The 18063-nt window shown below is 61.2% G+C and carries 22 protein-coding genes; 18 read left to right on the top strand and 4 right to left on the bottom strand.

All coding sequences use genetic code 11. The features are described from left to right. Positions 1 to 9: 9 nt before the first annotated feature. The 3 genes from LCQ44_RS00595 to LCQ44_RS00585 form a co-directional block, all read right to left on the bottom strand. Positions 10 to 291 carry a hypothetical protein gene (locus tag LCQ44_RS00595; protein ID WP_161170688.1) on the bottom strand — a complete coding sequence of 94 codons (282 nt, stop codon included), beginning with the start codon at positions 289 to 291 and terminating at the stop codon, positions 10 to 12. 149 nt (positions 292 to 440) lie between these two features. Continuing rightward, entirely contained in the window at positions 441 to 1430 is a 990-nt protein-coding gene (locus tag LCQ44_RS00590; RefSeq protein ID WP_195246776.1) for a hypothetical protein, read from the bottom strand. Between the two features lie 123 nt (positions 1431 to 1553). Then, positions 1554 to 2207, bottom strand: a complete 654-nt coding sequence (locus tag LCQ44_RS00585; protein WP_175406064.1) for a helix-turn-helix transcriptional regulator — start codon at positions 2205 to 2207, stop codon at positions 1554 to 1556. A 277-nt stretch (positions 2208 to 2484) separates the two neighbouring features. Here LCQ44_RS00585 and dpaL point away from each other — a divergent pair, with 277 nt between their 5' ends. From dpaL to hydA, 5 genes are all read left to right on the top strand, one after another. Then, a complete protein-coding gene (dpaL, locus tag LCQ44_RS00580; RefSeq protein WP_138113034.1) occupies positions 2485 to 3699 on the top strand; it encodes a diaminopropionate ammonia-lyase in 1215 nt (404 codons plus the stop codon). Positions 3700 to 3773: 74 nt separating this feature from the next. Continuing rightward, the gene (locus LCQ44_RS00575) at positions 3774 to 5159 is read left to right on the top strand and encodes a YgeY family selenium metabolism-linked hydrolase (protein WP_055252228.1); all 1386 of its coding nucleotides are present in this window, start codon (positions 3774 to 3776) and stop codon (positions 5157 to 5159) included. Between the two features lie 201 nt (positions 5160 to 5360). Continuing rightward, the gene (ygeW, locus tag LCQ44_RS00570) at positions 5361 to 6563 is read left to right on the top strand and encodes a knotted carbamoyltransferase YgeW (RefSeq protein ID WP_055252229.1); all 1203 of its coding nucleotides are present in this window, start codon (positions 5361 to 5363) and stop codon (positions 6561 to 6563) included. A 149-nt stretch (positions 6564 to 6712) separates the two neighbouring features. Continuing rightward, complete coding sequence (locus LCQ44_RS00565) at positions 6713 to 7327, top strand: nucleotidyltransferase family protein (RefSeq protein WP_138375101.1); 615 nt, start codon at positions 6713 to 6715, stop codon at positions 7325 to 7327. Positions 7328 to 7336: 9 nt separating this feature from the next. Beyond that, on the top strand, positions 7337 to 8704 hold the full coding sequence (hydA, locus tag LCQ44_RS00560) for a dihydropyrimidinase (RefSeq protein ID WP_138375100.1): 1368 nt from the start codon (positions 7337 to 7339) through the stop codon (positions 8702 to 8704). A 113-nt stretch (positions 8705 to 8817) separates the two neighbouring features. Here hydA and yqeC read toward each other — a convergent pair whose 3' ends face one another. Further along, complete coding sequence (yqeC, locus tag LCQ44_RS00555; protein WP_196022150.1) at positions 8818 to 9555, bottom strand: selenium cofactor biosynthesis protein YqeC; 738 nt, start codon at positions 9553 to 9555, stop codon at positions 8818 to 8820. 102 nt (positions 9556 to 9657) lie between these two features. Between yqeC and yqeB the strand changes: the two genes are divergently transcribed. From yqeB to map, 13 genes are all read left to right on the top strand, one after another. Further along, positions 9658 to 10452, top strand: a complete 795-nt coding sequence (yqeB, locus tag LCQ44_RS00550; RefSeq protein ID WP_161145230.1) for a selenium-dependent molybdenum cofactor biosynthesis protein YqeB — start codon at positions 9658 to 9660, stop codon at positions 10450 to 10452. A gap of 9 nt (positions 10453 to 10461) precedes the next feature. Beyond that, complete coding sequence (locus LCQ44_RS00545) at positions 10462 to 11505, top strand: XdhC family protein (RefSeq protein ID WP_225093817.1); 1044 nt, start codon at positions 10462 to 10464, stop codon at positions 11503 to 11505. Between the two features lie 311 nt (positions 11506 to 11816). Continuing rightward, positions 11817 to 12374 carry a 50S ribosomal protein L5 gene (rplE, locus tag LCQ44_RS00540; protein ID WP_006235260.1) on the top strand — a complete coding sequence of 186 codons (558 nt, stop codon included), beginning with the start codon at positions 11817 to 11819 and terminating at the stop codon, positions 12372 to 12374. A gap of 79 nt (positions 12375 to 12453) precedes the next feature. Further along, complete coding sequence (locus LCQ44_RS00535) at positions 12454 to 12639, top strand: type Z 30S ribosomal protein S14 (protein ID WP_022094280.1); 186 nt, start codon at positions 12454 to 12456, stop codon at positions 12637 to 12639. A 119-nt stretch (positions 12640 to 12758) separates the two neighbouring features. Then, entirely contained in the window at positions 12759 to 13157 is a 399-nt protein-coding gene (rpsH, locus tag LCQ44_RS00530) for a 30S ribosomal protein S8 (protein WP_006235262.1), read from the top strand. Positions 13158 to 13190: 33 nt separating this feature from the next. Beyond that, the gene (gene rplF / locus LCQ44_RS00525) at positions 13191 to 13727 is read left to right on the top strand and encodes a 50S ribosomal protein L6 (protein ID WP_006235263.1); all 537 of its coding nucleotides are present in this window, start codon (positions 13191 to 13193) and stop codon (positions 13725 to 13727) included. Positions 13728 to 13802: 75 nt separating this feature from the next. Continuing rightward, complete coding sequence (gene rplR / locus LCQ44_RS00520) at positions 13803 to 14171, top strand: 50S ribosomal protein L18 (protein WP_006235264.1); 369 nt, start codon at positions 13803 to 13805, stop codon at positions 14169 to 14171. Between the two features lie 14 nt (positions 14172 to 14185). Then, positions 14186 to 14710, top strand: coding sequence for a 30S ribosomal protein S5 (gene rpsE / locus LCQ44_RS00515; protein ID WP_006235265.1), 525 nt, complete (start codon positions 14186 to 14188; stop codon positions 14708 to 14710). Between the two features lie 2 nt (positions 14711 to 14712). Then, complete coding sequence (gene rpmD / locus LCQ44_RS00510; protein WP_006235266.1) at positions 14713 to 14895, top strand: 50S ribosomal protein L30; 183 nt, start codon at positions 14713 to 14715, stop codon at positions 14893 to 14895. 3 nt (positions 14896 to 14898) lie between these two features. Then, the gene (rplO, locus tag LCQ44_RS00505; protein ID WP_006235267.1) at positions 14899 to 15348 is read left to right on the top strand and encodes a 50S ribosomal protein L15; all 450 of its coding nucleotides are present in this window, start codon (positions 14899 to 14901) and stop codon (positions 15346 to 15348) included. Then, entirely contained in the window at positions 15342 to 16628 is a 1287-nt protein-coding gene (gene secY / locus LCQ44_RS00500; RefSeq protein ID WP_035137447.1) for a preprotein translocase subunit SecY, read from the top strand. Before rplO ends, secY begins: the two co-directional genes overlap by 7 nt. An 18-nt stretch (positions 16629 to 16646) precedes the next feature. Beyond that, positions 16647 to 17273 carry an adenylate kinase gene (locus tag LCQ44_RS00495; protein WP_006235269.1) on the top strand — a complete coding sequence of 209 codons (627 nt, stop codon included), beginning with the start codon at positions 16647 to 16649 and terminating at the stop codon, positions 17271 to 17273. Further along, positions 17270 to 18058 (top strand): type I methionyl aminopeptidase, encoded by a 789-nt coding sequence (map, locus tag LCQ44_RS00490; protein WP_225093816.1) that lies wholly within the window; start codon positions 17270 to 17272, stop codon positions 18056 to 18058. The genes LCQ44_RS00495 and map overlap by 4 nt, the downstream gene beginning before the upstream one ends. Positions 18059 to 18063: the final 5 nt, after the last annotated feature.

The following is an 18063-nucleotide window of genomic DNA, read 5'->3' as shown; positions in this document are numbered from 1 at the left end:
ATCTCTCGCTTACGCCATAGCAACCCCACGCGCGGCGCTCAGCAGCTCGTATTCCCTCTGGCTCCATTGACGCAGCTCGGCAGCCTCGACGGCATCTCGGCACAGGTCCAAAAACACCTCGGCGCCCTCGCAGAAGCACTCGCGGGCAAAGGCGCCGGATCCGTCCGCAACGCACGCGCCGTCGGCGAAGAGCTTCCAGCTAGATGGCTCGCGCGAATCGTCTCCGAGCAGCTTGATCTGCAGAACATGTGGGCCGCCAGCGGCACATGGCCCTTCTTCCAATGCCTGCACCGTAAAGCGCATCTGGAGGGACAGAGTATAAAATCCGGAAAAGTGTCGAAATAGGCACCTTAAAACTTCGGAAAAGTGTAGCTGGATGACAAAACAGCACTTAGAAGCCGGTGCTGGATGCGGGATCCAGCGGCCGCCTTCAGCTCTCGCTACTCGTCGTCTCCGTCGTTGGGGTCGCCCTTGAGGGTGTTGATGTCCAGGTACTGGTTATCGTCCTCTTTTTGCTGGGTCTCCGACTCCGCTTGGGTGGGGCCGCGGAACAGCTGGAATCCCTCAAACGCAATGACGCCGAGCAGGGCAATGATAATGGCGATAAAGGCAACCTTGACAGCCTGCGGAAATTCCGAGAAACGCAGCGCCTTTTCCTCGGCGTAATAATCGGCGAAGCGCTCTTCGCCCGTGCTTTTGGTATACGCCGGCGCGGACGCGGCCTCCGGGTCATATTCCGGTGCAGGCGTGGCAGCGTACGGATCGTTGGGATAATCGCTCGATGCGGTGCCATAATCCTCTGTCTCGATGCGACCGTTGCCAGCATAGCCATCGGAATAATCGGAATATGCCGTACCGCCCTCATAGTCTGCGGCGCTCGTGTTGGCGGCAAAAAGCGGGTTAACTGGAACGTCGAGCGCCGGCATGCCGGTAGAGGTCTCATCCAGATCGGCTGCGGCCCAGGAATCGTAGGCAACCTGACGGGCAACGGGCTCATCGAGCCTTGCGACCGGAGGCTTGCGTGCCGCAGGAACAGGCAACTGCTGGGCGCTGTACATAACGGTGCTGTCGGCCGATTTGCCCTGCGTCGCTGCTGCGAGAAATGCCGCCGTCTCGGACGGGTCGCTTGCGGGGCGGGGAGCGGGCGTGGGCGCCGAAGTGGGTGCGGGTGTAGGCGCGGGCGTCGAAACAGCCGGCTGCGCAGGAGTCGGCGCAGATGCGGTCTTAGGCGCAAGTGCGGGATTGGGGCTTGACGGGCGAGCCCCGCCGCCGCCCATGAGTTCGTCGGCGGTCCACGGGCGATCATCCATCACATCGTCAAGGCTCAGCGAAAACAGGTCGTCTTCACCCTCATCGAACATGCGGTGCACATGTCCACCAATTGCCGGAATCAATCCGCGACCGGTGCATGATGCCTTGCTCAACGCCATTCTGTTCCATCCTTTCGAAATACTAATGACATCGATTATATGGAACTTCCCAAGCGGCTCGGTCTTGGATTCGTGCTTTCCAGAACTCGCGCCCAAAAGGGGAGGGGCAATCCAAGCGAGTGCCTACTTGTCGCCGGTCGCCGCCTTGGCCTCATTGAGGTAGCTATAGAAGCTGTACTTGGAGATGCCAAAGAACTCGCAGGCGCGCTCGCTCGACTTGGAAATGAGGAAGGCACCGCGACGGTCGAGGTAGCCAATGGCACGAATGCGCTCGTCTTTGGTCATGAGCGCCGCGGGCTTGCCCACAAACTGTTCGCACTCGCGCAGTAGGTCTTCGAGCAGGTCGCCGATGTTTTTGGTGATGGGCTCGGGCTCGGTATAGCCCGTGCCGCCGGTGCCGGTGAAAGCGTCGAGCGAGCGCTCAAAAGCCTTCATAAGCGTAATGTCAAAGTTGATGCCCAAAATGCCGACGGGCTTGCCTTCGTCGTTGCGGATAAAGATGGTCGAGGACTTGAGCAGCTTGCCATCGGCGGTTTTGGTGAGGTATGGCTCGCGGTCGTGCACGTCGGTGGTGCCATCGTGCATGGACTCAAGCACAATATGGCTGGGACCGTCACCCAGTTTGCGCCCGCTGACGTGGCCGTTTTCGATCACTACGATGGAGTGGTCCACGTCCTCGGTCTCCAGATCGTGGACGACGACTTCGCAGTTGGGGCCAAACTGGAGCGCCAGACCGTGTGCGAGGCGCTTGTAAAACTCAATCTGTGACGGGGTCATGGGTGCCTTCCTAAAAATTAGTTTGGGCATACTTTGCCATAAACCACACCTGTTCGCAAATAACGAAAGCGTTGCTGCGTTATGTAACCGTTCGTCGGCGATAAGGTACCGATTACGGCAACAAACAATTTGTTAGGTTTGCCAATCAAAAAGTGTGATAGAACAGTGCTAACAAACTTTTTGTTTGGCATCCACATAAAAGTTCAGTCGCATGAATGGGAATGGGCTGAAACGCGTATGCGGGGGCCGGCAAGAGAGGACTTAAGGAGTTCACCGTATGGCCGATAAGATCCAGTGGGCGGGCAACACGATGCCCAAGAGCGATGACAAGCACTTGGGAATCATGAGCCTCGACCACGTGAAGAAGGCCCGTGCCTTCCACCAGTCGTTCCCCCAGTACACCGTCACTCCGCTTGCCCGCCTGGACGGCCAGGCCGCGCGCCTGGGCCTGTCCAACCTGTGCGTTAAGGACGAGAGCTATCGCTTTGGCCTCAACGCCTTTAAGGTCCTGGGCGGCTCGTTTGCCATGGCCAACTACATTGCCGACGAGACCGGCAAGGACGTTGCCGAGTGCACCTTCGATTACCTGACCTCCGATCAGCTTGCCAAGGACTTTGGCCAGGCCACCTTCTTTACCGCCACCGACGGCAACCATGGCCGCGGCGTGGCATGGGCTGCCAACAGGCTCGGCCAGAAGGCCGTCGTGCACATGCCCAAGGGTTCCACCAAGCCCCGCTTCGATAACATCGCCGCCGAGGGCGCCACGGTGACCATCGAAGAGGTCAACTACGACGAGTGCGTGCGCATGGCCGCCGCCGAGGCCGACGCCTGCGAGCGCGGCGTCATCGTTCAGGACACCGCCTGGGAGGGCTACGAGAAGATCCCGTCCTGGATCATGGAGGGTTACGGCACCATGGCTTCCGAGGCTGCCGAGCAGCTGCGCGAGATGGCCATCAACCGCCCGACGCACGTGTTTGTCCAGGCTGGCGTGGGTTCGCTCGCCGGCGCCGTGGTGGGCTACTTCACCAACCTGTATCCCGATAACCCGCCCACCTTCGTCGTGGTCGAGTGCGCTCCGGCCGCCTGCCTGTACAAGGGCGCTGCCGCCGGCGACGGCGACCCGCGCATCGTGGACGGCGACATGCCCTCCATCATGGCCGGCCTGTGCTGTGGCGAGCCCAATATCCTGGGCTGGGATATCCTGCGCAACCACGCTACCGCCTTCGTGTCCTGCCCCGACTGGGTCACCGCTCGCGGCATGCGCACCCTAGGCGCCCCCGAGAAGGGCGACCCGCGCGTCATCTCCGGCGAGTCCGGCGCTGTGACCACCGGCCTGGTCGAGACCCTCATGCTCGATCCCGAGTACGCCGAGCTCAAGGAGCTCATCGGCCTGGACAAGACGAGCTCCGTGCTCTGCTTCTCCACCGAGGGCGACACCGATCCCGACCAGTATCGCCGCATTGTTTGGGAAGGCGAATATCCCACTTGCTAATCGTTGGGGCGGAGTAAATAGGTATCGCTCCGCCACCTCACAGGTAGATTCCTTCGTTTGAAAGGTTATGAACAATGGCTAAAGAACTCGATTTCGACGCTATCAAGGCTGCTGCTGAGTCCCACCGTGCTGATATGACGCGTTTTCTTCGCGCAATGATTAGCCATCCCTCTGAGTCCTGCGAGGAGGGTGAGGTTGTTGCCTGCATCAAGGCCGAGATGGAGAGCCTTGGCTATGACGAGGTCAAGGTCGACGGCCTGGGCAACGTCATGGGCTTTATGGGCGAGGGCGACAAGATTATCGCCATCGACTCCCACATCGACACCGTCGGCATCGGCAACATTGAGAACTGGGACGCCGATCCCTATGAGGGCTACGAGACCGACGAGATCATCTACGGCCGCGGCGGCTCTGACCAGGAGGGCGGCATGGCTTCCGCTACCTACGCTGCCAAGATGATGAAGGACATGGGCCTCATCCCCGAGGGTTACAAGATCATGGTCGTCGGCACCGTCCAGGAAGAGGACTGCGACGGCATGTGCTGGCAGTACATCTACAACAAGGACGGCATTAAGCCCGAGTTCGTCATTTCCACCGAGCCCACCGACGGCGGCATCTATCGCGGTCACCGCGGCCGCATGGAGATCCGCGTCGACGTTCACGGCACCTCCTGCCACGGCTCCGCTCCCGACCGCGGCGACAACGCCATCTACAAGATGGCCGACATCATCGCCGACGTCCGCGCTCTCAACAACAACGGCTGCGACGAGTCGACCGACATCAAGGGTCTCGTCAAGATGCTCGACCCCAAGTACAACCCCGAGCACTTCGAGGATGCCCGCTTCCTGGGCCGCGGCACCTGCACCGTCAGCCAGATCTTCTACACCAGTCCCAGCCGCTGCGCTGTCGCTGACTCCTGCGCCATCTCCATCGACCGTCGCATGACCGCCGGTGAGACCTGGGAGTCCTGCCTGGACGAGATCCGCAACCTGCCGGCCGCCAAGAAGTACGGCGACGACGTGAAGGTCTCCATGTACATGTACGACCGTCCGTCCTGGACCGGCGAGGTCTACGAGACCGAGGCTTACTTCCCCACGTGGATCAACAAGGAGACCGCTCCGCACGTCAAGGCCCTCGTCGACGCCCACAAGGCCATGTTTGGTGACGAGCGCATCGGCTGCGAGCCCAGCATGGACAAGCGCACCGGTCGCCCGCTGTGCGACAAGTGGACCTTCTCCACGAACTGCGTTTCCATCCAGGGCCGCTACGGCATCCCCTGCGTGGGCTTTGGCCCGGGTGCCGAGTCTCAGGCTCACGCTCCCAACGAGGTCACCTACAAGGACGACCTGGTCACCGCTGCCGCCATGTACGTGGCTGCCCTGAACCTCTACGATCCGAGCCAGGCCGATGGCGATGCCACCGTGTTCCGCGCCGGTCTGACCAACAACAAGATCGATTAGTCCCATTCCTCGATTTTGTTGAGCCGGGGGCCGCTCGTGTCCCCGGCACCCCCTGTTGACTTGGGGCCCGCGGTCGTTATCTCCCATGCTTCCTCAACGGTGGCGGGTCCTCGTCATGGTGCTCTGCATGTTCTAGCCACACGCGCATGGCGGAGCACATCTACTCATTGCGATCGTTTCATCTTTAGAAAGGACATTTCCATGGACGCTAAGTTTACCGAGCTCGTCGAGCAGCTGAACGGCCTCGATTTTAAGGGTATGTACGGCAGCGACTTCCTGCACACCTGGGACAAGACCACCGATGAGCTTAAGGCGCTCTACATCGTCGCCGACGCCCTGCGCGAGCTGCGTGAGAACAACGTTTCGTCCAAGATCTTCGACTCCGGTCTTGCCGTCTCGCTGTTCCGCGACAACTCCACCCGTACGCGCTTCTCCTTCTCTAAGGCCGCCAACCTGCTCGGCCTTGAGCTGCAGGACCTGGACGAGAAGAAGTCCCAGATCGCTCACGGCGAGACCGTCCGCGAGACCGCTACCATGATCTCCTTCATGGCCGACGTCATCGGCATCCGCGACGACATGTACATCGGCAAGGGCGACGCCTACATGGCCGAGGTCTCCGAGTCCGTACAGCAGGCCTACGAGGACGGCGTTCTGGATCACCGTCCCACGCTCATCTCCCTGCAGTCCGACTCCGACCACCCCACGCAGTCTTCTGCCGACATGCTCTACCTCATCAACGAGTTTGGCGGCCTTGAGAACCTCAAGGGCAAGAAGGTTGCCGTCACCTGGGCCTATTCGCCCTCTTACGGCAAGCCGCTGTCCTGCCCGCAGTCGCTGATCAGCCTGCTGCCCCGTTTTGGCATGGACGTCACCCTGGCTCACCCCGAGGGCTACGACCTCATGCCCGAGGTCGTCGAGCGCGCCAAGGGCTATGCCGCCGAGTCCGGCACCACCTTTAAGCAGGTCAACACCATGGCCGAGGCCTTCGAAGGCGCCGACATTGTGATCCCCAAGAGCTGGGCTCCGTTTGCCGCCATGGAGAAGCGTACCAACCTGTACGCCGAGGGCGACGACGCCGGCATCGCTGCGCTCGAGAAGGAGCTGCTCGCTCAGAACGCCACCCATCAGGATTGGTGCTCCACGACCGAGCTCATGGAGAAGACTGCCAACGGCCAGGACACCATCTTTATGCACCCGCTGCCCGCCGACATCTCCGGTGTCTCCTGCGAGCACGGCGAGGTCAACGCCGACGTCTTCGACATGCACCGCGTGGGCATGTACAAGGAGGCCAGCTACAAGCCGTACGCCATCGCAGCCATGATGTTCCTGCAGAAGGTTGCCGATCCCGCCGCTACCCTCAAGGCCCTCGACGAGCGCAACACCGCCCGTTGGTTCCAGGCCTAAAGCCGGGTTGAGGTAAGCCATGTAAAGGGGGCGCTCTGCCAACCGGCGGGGTGCCCCTTTTTGCATCGCGGGCGTGCGGGATAAGCGCTTTCGATGTAGATGCCCGCGGCGCGAGTTATGGGTACGATGGTTTCAGGGGAGGTATCACCATGAAACTTGGATGCGTCATTATGGCTTCGGGCGAGGGCAAGCGGTTTGGCTCTAACAAGATGCTTGCCGATATCTATGGCGAGCCGCTGATTGCCCGGACCATCGATTCGGTTCCCCGGGGCTTTGACGTCGTGGTTTCGACGCGTTGGCCCGAGGTCGCTCAGATTTGCGAGGACAAGCATTGCCCGTGCGTGCTGCACGATGGCGAGCTGCGCAGCGAAAGCGTCCGTGCGGGCCTTTCGTGGGGAGTCGAACGCAACTGGAAAGGTTGCCTCTTTTTGCCGGGCGACCAGCCGCTCGTGAGTTCGGATTCTTTTGAGGCTATGGTTCGTGCATTTGACGAACGTGGCCGCAAGCATCCGGTGCGTCTTGCGTGCAACGGTGAGCCTTCGAGCCCGGTGCTCTTTCCGGCGGAACTGTTCGATGCGCTCATGCGTCTTGAGGGCAAGGACGGCGGCGGTTCGATCCTCAAGGACCGTATTGACGTGGTGCTGGTCGAGGCGCGTGCCTACGAGCTGTGGGACGTCGATACCGCCAAGGGACAGCGACGCATAACGGAGCATATCGCCGCCTGCTCGTATTTTGATCGCGTGGCCAACAGCATCAATCAATAAGGAGCAATTATGATCATCATCAAAAACGGCGCGCTCGTGACGCCCCAGGGGCTTCGCCGCGCCGATCTTGCCATGGATGGCGATAAGATCGTGCGGATCGCCGCGGCGATTGAGCCGGCCGAGGGCGATACCGTCGAGGACGCCGCGGGCTGCTGGGTGTTTCCCGGCTTTATCGACGGCCACACGCACATGCAGTGCTGGACCGGCATGGATTGGACAGCCGATAGCTTTGAGACCGGCACGCGCGCAGCTGCCTGCGGCGGCACGACGACCATCGTGGACTACGCGACGGCCGATCGCGGCGTGACCATGCCCGATGCCTTGGCCGAGTGGCATCGCCGCGCCGGCGGAACCTGCACGGCCAACTACGCCTTTCATATGGCACTCGCCGAGTGGAACGAGCGCAACCGCGCCGATCTTTCGGCCATGCGCGAGGCGGGCGTGTCGTCGTTTAAGACCTACTTTGCCTATGACCACCTGCGCTTGGACGATGCCGAGACACTCGAGGTGCTCGAGGAGCTCAAACATATTGGCGGCATACTGTGCGTGCATTGCGAGAACGGCACGCTGGTGAATGAACTGCAGAAGCGCGTGTACGAGCGAGGGATTCATGGACCCGAGGGCCATGCGCTCAGCCGTCCGGACGTGTGCGAGGCCGAGGCGGTGAGCCGTCTGCTGTATCTGGCGCACCTGGCCGGCGACGCACCGGTCAACGTGGTGCACCTTTCGACCAAGCTGGGGCTCGAGGCCATCCGCGCCGCCAAAGCGCGCGGGCAGAAGAACATCTATGTCGAGACCTGCCCTCAGTATCTGATGCTCGACGATACTTGCTACTTGGAGCAGGGCGAGGACGGCTTTGCGGGTGCCAAGTATGTGATGAGCCCGCCGCTGCGCCATGCCGGTGACCGTGCCGCGCTACGCGAGGCGCTTGTGGCCGGCGAGATCGATACGATTGCGACCGATCATTGCAGCTTTAACCTGCACGGGCAAAAGGACCGCGGGCGCGACGATTTCCGCGCGATTCCCAACGGCGGGCCCGGCGTGGAACATCGTCCCGTCGCGATTGCCACGAGCTTTGAGGGCCAGCTGGGCCCCGAGGATCTGTGCCGCTTGATGAGCGAGAACCCGGCGCGCGTGTTTGGCATGTACCCGCGCAAGGGCTGTCTTGCCGAGGGCGCCGATGCCGATGTGTGCGTGTGGGATCCCAAAGCGCGCTGGACAATCAGTGCCGCGACACAGCATCAAGCTGTGGACTACACGCCGCTCGAGGGTTTTGGGGCACATGGCCGCGCCAAGGTCGTGTTTGTGAACGGCGTGCTGGTGGCACGCGACGGCGAGCCCACCGGAGCCCAACCCGGCCGCTACGTCCCCCGCTAGCAGGAAGGCCGCCAGGGTAGCTAATTTGGGACGGGGCTCTTTTAGCTACCCTTGCCTGCCTGATGATTTTTCTCTCAACATGGGGTAGCTAAAAGAGCCCCGTCCCAAATTAGCTACCCCTTGAGGCTGGTGGCGACGATGGGGCTGCCGAGGGCTGCCTCGAAGCAATCTGCCATCGTTGGGTCGGCAAGCGTGTCGACTTGGTTGAGCATGATGCGGGCATTGTTGAGGTTCAGCATTCGCAGCTCGGCATTGAGCACCATGGCGACGCGCTCTGGGGTGGCAGCGTCGGTGGGCTCGCAGCCGCAGCGCTCGCAGAAGAGCTCGGGGCGGTGGGCAGCCTCGGCGACGGGCTTGCCCAGCCCCGAAGCGCCGACGACCCAGACAACGTTTGCCGTGGCGTCGGGAATTACCGGCTCCCAGGCGGCATGCGCCTTGAGCGGGAGTCGCTTGCTGCCATCTGCCTCGGCCAACACGTAGTCAAAGCGCTGCGCCAGCTCGTTGAGCGGCTCGGCGGGGGCGGAGAGCTTGCCTGTCTCCGGGTCCAAAACACCCGCCTGGCAGATACTTCCGCGGCTCATGCCAGCGCATGCCTCGCAAGTGCAGCCAGGAACATGCAGAGCTCCCGGCTTCCAAGGCGCGGCGCCCAGGCGACGGCTCGACCCGTCCCATGGCACGCCGGCGACGGGAAACATGTGCGTGGTGGTACAGAGGAGCACGCGGCCGCCGGCGCGCATAAGCTCAAGGCCGAGCGTCTTTAGTAGGGTCGACTTGCCGCCACTGCCGATAATTGCGGTAATGCCCGGCTCGATCTTGAGCGTGGAGGCAAGGTTTCCGCTCGTCGTTTCCATCTGTTCACCGCCGTATAATACTGTGATAATAAATAATCATCAGAGTAGAGGTCGAACCGCTTTTGCTCTGCTCAAACCGTAGCACAGGGAGGTGCCCCGGGAATGCTCGTTTATATTCGCGGTGCCGGCGATATCGCCACGGGCGTCGCCGCTCGCTTGGTGCGCGCTGGCGTGTCGGTCGTTATGGCCGATATCGCGGTTCCCACGTGCATCCGCCGCACAATCAGTTTTTGCGAGGCCATTCGCCTGGGCGAGGTCCAGGTCGAGGGCATTCGCGCCCGCTTGGCGCAGACGCCGGCAGAGGCGCTCGAGATTACCCAAGCGGGAGACGTCGCCGTTGTGGTGGACCCCCAGGCCAAGATGCTCGGCGAGCTGAAACCCGCTGCCGTGGTCGACGCGATTCTGGCTAAGCGCAACTTGGGCACCACGCGCGATATGGCTCCTGTCGTCATCGCCGTGGGGCCGGGCTTTACCGCGCCGGTCGATTGCGACGCCGTGGTCGAGACCATGCGCGGGCATTTTCTGGGCCGCGTCATCACCCAGGGTTCGCCCCAGCCCAACACGGGCGTGCCAGGCATTATCGCCGGCTATGGCAAAGAGCGCGTTATTCACAGCCCCGCCGCCGGCGTGTTTCGGTCCGACCGCGCAATCGGCGACATCGTGAGTGCCGGAAACGTGATTGGCTACGCGGGCGATACGCCCATGTGCACGCAGATCGATGGCTGTCTGCGCGGACTTTTGGCGAACGGCGTGCAGGTGACTGAGGGCTTTAAATGCGCCGATGTCGATCCGCGCGGCGATGCCAGCTATATCAACTACATTTCGGACAAGGCGACGTCGGTCGGCGGCGGCGTGCTCGAGGCACTCGCCATGCTCACCGATGTCTTTAGAGGATAGAAGGCGGCAATGGAAAAGCTCGATGTTGTGAATGCGGCGCTTGCCGCCCTGCGTGCTGGCGAGACGTGCGAGCTCGTGGTCGTGGCCGGCACGGCGGGGTCGTCGCCGCGCGGCGTGGGCGCCTGGATGGCCGTCTTTGCCGACGGCAGCCAGGCGGGCACTATCGGCGGCGGCAAGATTGAGCTCTTTGCGCTGGATGAGGCGCGCGAACTCCTGAGCGCGGGACAGTCGCGTCTGGTCCGCTACACCATGGGCGGCGAGAACTCCGATACCGGCATGATCTGCGGCGGAGCCATCTGCCTGTGCTATCTGCATCTGGATGCGACCCAGGCACCGTTGTTCCAGGAAATTGCCGACGTCTTGGTCTATCGGCGCATCGGCGACTTCGTCATCGACTTTGAACCGTTTATCGCGAGCGCGCTCGAGGGCGATGTGGCCGAGTACCATGGCGAGGCATCGCGCCATACCATTGCGGGCTGCCCCGGGCTTTCACTGGTGGAGGAGGGGAGTAACGTCACCTACACCAACGCTGCCTCTGAGATTCCCGCGGCGCACATCGAGACGCTCTGCCCCGAGGGCCTGACCTACATCTTTGGCTGCGGGCACGTGGGCGCCGCGACGGCGCGCGTGCTCACGGCGGCGGGCTTTGCCGTCGTGGCCTGCGATGACCGCCCCGGCACGTTGACGCCCGAATGGGTGCCCGGTGTCTACGATCGTCGCCTGGTCGATTACAAGAACCTGAGCGAGCTGTGCCCCATCGGCCCGCGCGACCTGGTGGTCGTCGCCACGGCGGGTCACAAGTCCGATATCGACGTGGTGATTCAGGCCATGCGCGCCAAGCCTGCCTACCTGGGCTGTCTGGGCTCGCGCCGCAAGACGGCCTTTGTGCGTGCCCGCCTGGAGCAGGAAGGCTTTACGCAGGACCAGATCGGCGAGCTGCACCTTCCGATCGGCGTTGCCATCGAGGCCGAGGACCCCGAGGAGATCGCCATCTCCATCGCCGCCGAGATGATCCACCTGCGCCGCACCAAGCTCGTCCCCCGCAAGCGCTAATCGCATCCCCACCAATAAGTTGCGGTGAAATACGGATTGTTTAAGCCTGTTAGGCCGCCCAACAGTCCCTATTTCACCGCAACTGCTTGTTGGGACCCATTTGTGCGGGGGAGTTGTGGAGTTGTGCAGGCAGACGAGGTTTTTCTGGAAATACGCTCACGATGCGCGTATAGTACCGATTGTTTTGTCGGCTCCTGCTGCGTCGAGTCCAAACCGCGAAATGCCATGAGCGGCGCGGATGCAGTCAGGAGGCACGAGGACAACCCATCGTGGCCACGCCCCGTGCTTAAAACCCCAAGAAGGAGTGAACAATGGCAGAAGAGAAGTATGTGCCGCGTCTGAAGACCAAGTACAACAACGAGGTCAAGCAGCAGCTTCAGGACAAGTTCCAGTACGAGAACGTCATGATGATCCCCAAGTTTGAGAAGATCGTCGTGAACATGGGTGTCGGCGAGGCCGCTACCGATTCCAAGGCCATCGACGGTGCCGTGCGCGACCTGCGCGCCATCACCGGCCAGCAGCCGATGATCACCCGTGCCCGCAAGTCCATCGCTACCTTCCGCCTGCGCGCTGGTATGCCGATCGGCTGCAAGGTTACCCTGCGTGGCGACCGTATGTGGGAGTTCTTCGATCGTCTGACCTCCGTCGCGATCCCCCGTATCCGCGACTTCCGCGGCATCTCCGCCAAGAGCTTCGACGGCCGTGGTAACTTCTCCATGGGCGTCACCGAGCAGCTCATCTTCCCCGAAATCGACTTCGACTCCGTCGATCACCAGCGCGGTATGGACATCACTTTCGTGACCACCGCCAATACCGATGAGGAGGCCAAGGCCCTTCTGGACGCCTTCGGTTTCCCGTTCAAGAAATAGGTTCACCTGCCCTATAAGCGCCGTTCCCACAAGGGGGCGGCGCTTGGGGCGAACAATACTCTATGTGAGGAGGATATAAGTGGCTAAGACATCGATGATCGTCAAGTGCAATCGCAAGCAGAAGTTCTCTACTCGTGAGTACACGCGCTGCCAGCGCTGCGGCCGTCCGCACTCTGTGTACCGCAAGTTCGGCTTGTGCCGTGTCTGCTTCCGCGAGCTTGCACTCAAGGGCGAGCTTCCCGGCGTTAAGAAGGCCAGCTGGTAAGTCACTACCAGCGTTTCAAGCATCAGTTTGGAACAGGGAAAACGCGCTAAAAAGGCTTTGCCGTTAAGGGCGGCGAAGAACCAAGAGCACGTGTTCATCAAGAACGAAGGAGAATCTGTATGAACCTTACAGACCCGATCGCAGATATGCTTACGCGCATTCGTAACGCTAACTCTGTGAACAAGGCCACGGTCTCCATGCCGAGCAGCAAGAAGCTCGTCGAGATCGCTCGTGTTCTGCACGAGGAGGGCTACATCGAGGGCTACGATGTCGAGGACACCGTTCCCCAGAAGACTCTGCACATCACGCTTAAGTATGGTCCCAAGAAGGCTAAGGTCATCAACGGCATCCGCCGCATTTCCAAGCCGGGCCTGCGTAAGTACACCGGCGTTGCCGACATGCCCCGCGTCCGCGGTGGCCTTGGTACCGCCATTATTTCCACCAGCCATGGCGTCATGACCGACCGCGATGCTCGCAAGCACAACGTCGGCGGCGAGATCATCGCTTACGTCTGGTAATTCGCTCGGTAGGTAGAAGGAAAGGAGATCACCGTGTCTCGTATCGGTAATAAGCCTGTCCAGATTCCCGCCGGAGTCGAAGTGGCAGTCAACGGCAACAACGTTGTCGTCAAGGGCCCCAAGGGCCAGCTCGAGCTCGATGTCTTTGAGAAGCTCGCTATCAACGTCGAGGACAACGTCCTCACCGTTTCCCGTCCCGACGACGAGCGTGAGACCCGTGCCCGCCACGGCCTCACCCGCGCCCTCATCCACAACATGGTTGTTGGCGTTTCCGAGGGCTTCGAGAAGAAGCTCGAGCTCGCCGGCGTCGGTTACCGCGTGCAGCAGAAGGGCAAGAACCTCGAGTTCTCCCTGGGCTTCTCGCACCCCGTGATCGTCGAGGCTCCCGAGGGCATCACCTTCGAGGTTCCCGACAACACCCACGTGAACGTCAAGGGTATCAACAAGCAGCAGGTCGGTCAGATCGCCGCTGAGATCCGCGGCCATCGTCCTCCCGAGCCTTACAAGGGCAAGGGTATCCACTACGTTGGCGAGCACATCCGCCGCAAGCTGGGTAAGGCCGCCAAGTAGTCGTAACCGACTCACTCGCATAAGACCAGCACCCCGTCAGGTGCTGGCAAGATCAACCTTTTTAGGAGTTTACGTATGAACAAGCATAAGGCGAAGCTGGAAGGCCTCAAGCGTCGTCAGCGTCGTGTTCGCGGCAAGGTCTCGGGTACCTCCGAGCGTCCGCGTCTTCGCGTGACCCGTACTAACGCCAACATCTATGCCCAGATCATCGACGACAGCAAGGGCTCCAGCCTGACGCTCGTCTCTGCCTCGACCCTCGAGGCCGAGTTCAAGGGCACCCACACCTCGAACAAGGAGGCTGCGGAGAAGGTCGGTCAGCTCGTTGGCAAGCGCGCCATCGAGGCCGGCATCACCAAGGTCGCCTTCGATCGCGGTGGCCGTATCTACCATGGCCGCGTCAAGGCCCTCGCCGACGGTGCTCGTGCCGCCGGTCTCGAGTTCTAGGAGGTATGTAGCACATGGCTCGTAATCAGAAGCAGCAGCGCGAGGCCTCCGAGTTCGAGGAGCGCGTCGTTTACATCAACCGCGTGTCGAAGACCGTCAAGGGTGGTCGTCGCATGAGCCTCGTCGCTCTCGTCGTCGTTGGCGACGGCAAGGGCAACGTCGGCGTTGGCATGGGCAAGTCCGCTGAGGTGCCCATGGCCATCTCCAAGGCGTCTCTCGATGCCAAGAAGAACATGTTCCACGTGCCGGTGACCGAGCAGGGCACCATCCCGCACGAGGTTCTCGGCCACTTTGGTGCCGGCCGCATCATCATCAAGCCCGCTGTCGAGGGTACCGGCGTTATCGCCGGCGGCGCTGTGCGTCCCCTCTTTGAGCTTGCTGGCATCAAGAACGTCCTGTCCAAGTCCCTCGGTACCGACAACGGCCTCAACATCATCAAGGCTGCCGTCGAGGGCCTCAAGGAGCTCTCCAGCCCTGAGGACGTCGCGGCTCGCCGTGGCCTGACGGTCTCCGAGATGTTCGTCGGTAAGGAGAACTAAGCATGGCTGACACCATCAAGATCAAGCAGGTCCGCAGCACCAATGGTTGCAAGCAGGACCAGGTCCGTACTGTCCGTGCCCTCGGTCTCCACAGGATCCGCGAGGTTCGCGAGATTGCTGACAACGAGTCCGTCCGCGGCATGATCTTCAAGGTCAAGCACCTTGTCGAGATTGTAGAGGAGTAGCAAATGCAGCTTCACGATCTTACTCCCGCGCCCGGTTCCACCAAGAACCGTAAGCGCGTCGGCCGTGGCAATTCTTCGGGTCACGGCACCACTTCTGGCCGCGGCCAGAAGGGCCAGGGTTCCCGCTCTGGCGGCACCAAGGGTGCCGGCTTCGAGGGTGGCCAGACTCCGCTGGCTATGCGCCTGCCCAAGCTTCCGGGCTTCCGCAACCCCCGTCGTATCGAGTACACCGCCGTTAACGTTGAGCGTCTCGAGCGTAAGTTCGAGGACGGCGCTGTGATCGACGGTGCCGCTCTTAAGGCCGCTCGCATCACCAAGAGCGAGTTCGAGCCCGTCAAGGTGCTCGGCAATGGTGAGCTCACCAAGAAGTTCACGGTCAAGGTCGACAAGGTCAGCGCTTCTGCGCAGGCCAAGATCGAGGCCGCCGGCGGAAAGGTCGAGCTGCCGTGCTAAATGGTCTTAAGAATGCTTTCCGCATCAAAGAATTGCGCGAAAAGATTCTTTTTACCATAGCTATGCTCGTCGTGTACCGCATTGGTGCGCACGTTCCTGTGCCCGGCATTCCCTTCCAGGGGATGCTGGGCCTTTTCTCGACCGATAACAATTCGGTCGCCGCAGGTGCTATGGCCCTCCTGAATCTTTTCTCTGGCGGCGCGTTGAGCTATGTGTCGGTGTTTTCGCTGGGCATCATGCCTTACATCACCAGCTCGATCATCCTCCAGATGCTCCAGGCCGTTGTGCCTTCCCTGCATGAGCTTGCCCGCGAGGGCGAGGTCGGTCAGACCAAGATCACGCAGTATTCGCGTTACCTCACCCTGGCTCTGGCAATCCTCAACTCCGTGGGTTACCTCTTCCTCTTTAAGAGCTTCGGCATCAGCTTCAATGGCGCCGGCGCTCCCGAGATCATCTTCGACCTCATGATCGTCGGCACGCTCACTGCGGGCGCCATGCTGATCATGTGGATTGGTGAGCTCATCACCCAGCGCGGTATCGGCAATGGCATGTCGCTGATCATCTTTGCGAACATCATGGCCGGCCTGCCGCAGGCTATCTTCTCCAGCACCGAGGGCAATGCCGGTGGCATCATCACCATGGTGATCATCTGCGCCATCATTTTGCTGGTTATCCCGCTGATTGTTTTCCTTGAGCGCGGCCAGCGCCGCATCCCGGTCTCCTACGCTAAGCGCGTCGTGGGCCGTCGCATGATGGGTGGCCAGACCACCTACCTGCCCATCAAGGTCAACACCGCGGGTGTCGTGCCGATCATCTTCGCTTCGGCGCTGCTGTACTTCCCGGCTCAGATTGCCGTGTTCTTCCCCGGCATCGGCTGGATTCAGGCAGTTGCCTCCGCGCTTTCGACCGGTTGGCTCAACTGGGTGCTTAACGTTGTCCTCATCGTGTTCTTCGCGTACTTCTACACCTCCATGGTGTTCAACCCCGATGACACGGCCGATAACCTTAAGAAGCAGGGCGGCTTTATTCCGGGCGTGCGTCCGGGTAGGGCTACCGCGGCCTACATCAAGAACGCGCTCAACAAGATCACGCTTCCCAGCGCTGTCTTTTTGGCGCTCATCGCCATCGTGCCTTCGATCATCTTCTCCTTCACGGGTAACCATCTGATCCAGGCATTTGGCGGCACGTCCATCCTCATCATGGTCGGCGTCGTGCTCGACACGGTCGATAAGCTCGAAGGCCAGATCAAGATGTATGATTACGATGGATTCTTTAAATAGGCTAGAGGAGGATTGCTCATGAACCTCGTATTGCTCGGAGCTCCGGGTGCCGGTAAGGGCACCGTCGCACAGGAGCTCGTCGCCGAGTTTGGCGTCGCCCACATTTCCACGGGCGACCTGCTGCGTGCTGCCGTCAAGGGTGGCACCGAGCTTGGTATTCAGGCTAAGAAGTACATGGACGCTGGCGAGCTCGTTCCCGACCAGCTCGTGATCGACCTTGTCAAGGAGCGCCTTGCCGCCGATGACGCCCAGCAGGGCTTCATCCTCGACGGCTTCCCGCGCAACACCGCCCAGGCTGTGACGCTCGATTCCGAGCTCTCCGCCATGGGTCGCGAGATCGACTGCGCCCTTCTGGTCGATGTGGCCCCCGAGGTCATTATCGATCGTCTGTCTTCGCGTCGCACCTGCCGCGCATGCGGTTACACCGGCACCGCTGCCGATGCTACCTGCCCCAAGTGTGGCGGCGAGATGTATCAGCGCGACGACGACAAGCCCGAGACCATCAAGAACCGTCTCGACGTCTACGAGAAGTCCACGAGCCCGCTCGTCGACTACTATCGTGGCCAGGGTCTGCTCAAGTCGGTCAACGGTGACCAGGCTCGCGAGACCGTGTACGGGGATGTCAAAGAGGCTCTCGGTCTATGATCAAGATTAAGTCTGCAACGCAAATCGAGCAGATGAAGAAGGCAGGAGCGCTATCTAAGATGGCGCTCCGCCACGTTGGAGCCATGGTGCGCCCCGGCGTTTCCACCTTTGAGCTCGATCAGCTCGCGGAGCAGATTATCCGCATGCATGGCGGCACCCCGGCCTTTAAGGGTTACGGCGGGTTCCCGGGGACCATTTGCGCATCGATCAACGATGCCGTGGTCCACGGTATTCCCAACCCCGACATGATCCTGCGCGATGGCGATATCATCTCCATCGATACGGGAGCCGTTGTCGACGGTTGGGTCGGCGATAATGCTTGGACGTTTTTCGTCGGCACCCCCACGCCCGAAGCCAAGGCTTTGTGCGAGGTCACGCGCGATTGCCTTAAGGCTGCCATCGAGCAGGCTGTTCCCGGTAACCATATCGGGGACGTCGGTTATGCCGTTCAGTCCCTCGCCGAGTCTCACGGTTACGGTGTGCTTCGTGATTATGTAGGCCATGGCATTGGCCGCGTGATGCACGAGGACCCCAACGTTCCTAACTATGGAAAGAAGGGGAGGGGCGTTCGCCTCCAGGCCGGCATGGTCATTGCTATCGAGCCGATGGTTACGATGGGTTCCAACCATGTGAGCACGGGCTCCGACGGTTGGATTGTTACGACCAACGATCACCTGCCCGCCGCGCACTACGAGAACACCGTCACCATTACCAATGACGGTCCGGTGATTCTCACCACGGATGCCCAAGGTGCTTGGTGCTCCCTCCAAGGCGGAGAAATGTAACAAGT

Source organism: Collinsella aerofaciens, assembly GCF_020181355.1.
Lineage (GTDB): Bacteria > Actinomycetota > Coriobacteriia > Coriobacteriales > Coriobacteriaceae > Collinsella.
Note: the sequence above shows the minus strand (reverse complement) of the source record. Positions and strands in the feature narration are given on the sequence as shown.

Coding starts and splice junctions, on each gene's coding strand:
- ygeW (WP_055252229.1), top strand. CDS start 5,361: ATGGACGCTAAGTTTACCGAGCTCGTCGAGCAGCTGAACGGCCTCGAT.
- LCQ44_RS00575 (WP_055252228.1), top strand. CDS start 3,774: ATGGCTAAAGAACTCGATTTCGACGCTATCAAGGCTGCTGCTGAGTCC.
- LCQ44_RS00565 (WP_138375101.1), top strand. CDS start 6,713: ATGAAACTTGGATGCGTCATTATGGCTTCGGGCGAGGGCAAGCGGTTT.
- rplR (WP_006235264.1), top strand. CDS start 13,803: ATGAACAAGCATAAGGCGAAGCTGGAAGGCCTCAAGCGTCGTCAGCGT.
- LCQ44_RS00585 (WP_175406064.1), bottom strand. CDS start 2,207: ATGACCCCGTCACAGATTGAGTTTTACAAGCGCCTCGCACACGGTCTG.
- rpmD (WP_006235266.1), top strand. CDS start 14,713: ATGGCTGACACCATCAAGATCAAGCAGGTCCGCAGCACCAATGGTTGC.
- LCQ44_RS00545 (WP_225093817.1), top strand. CDS start 10,462: ATGGAAAAGCTCGATGTTGTGAATGCGGCGCTTGCCGCCCTGCGTGCT.
- LCQ44_RS00590 (WP_195246776.1), bottom strand. CDS start 1,430: ATGGCGTTGAGCAAGGCATCATGCACCGGTCGCGGATTGATTCCGGCA.
- LCQ44_RS00495 (WP_006235269.1), top strand. CDS start 16,647: ATGAACCTCGTATTGCTCGGAGCTCCGGGTGCCGGTAAGGGCACCGTC.
- rplO (WP_006235267.1), top strand. CDS start 14,899: ATGCAGCTTCACGATCTTACTCCCGCGCCCGGTTCCACCAAGAACCGT.
- rpsH (WP_006235262.1), top strand. CDS start 12,759: ATGAACCTTACAGACCCGATCGCAGATATGCTTACGCGCATTCGTAAC.
- dpaL (WP_138113034.1), top strand. CDS start 2,485: ATGGCCGATAAGATCCAGTGGGCGGGCAACACGATGCCCAAGAGCGAT.
- yqeC (WP_196022150.1), bottom strand. CDS start 9,555: ATGGAAACGACGAGCGGAAACCTTGCCTCCACGCTCAAGATCGAGCCG.
- rpsE (WP_006235265.1), top strand. CDS start 14,186: ATGGCTCGTAATCAGAAGCAGCAGCGCGAGGCCTCCGAGTTCGAGGAG.
- hydA (WP_138375100.1), top strand. CDS start 7,337: ATGATCATCATCAAAAACGGCGCGCTCGTGACGCCCCAGGGGCTTCGC.
- map (WP_225093816.1), top strand. CDS start 17,270: ATGATCAAGATTAAGTCTGCAACGCAAATCGAGCAGATGAAGAAGGCA.
- yqeB (WP_161145230.1), top strand. CDS start 9,658: ATGCTCGTTTATATTCGCGGTGCCGGCGATATCGCCACGGGCGTCGCC.
- rplE (WP_006235260.1), top strand. CDS start 11,817: ATGGCAGAAGAGAAGTATGTGCCGCGTCTGAAGACCAAGTACAACAAC.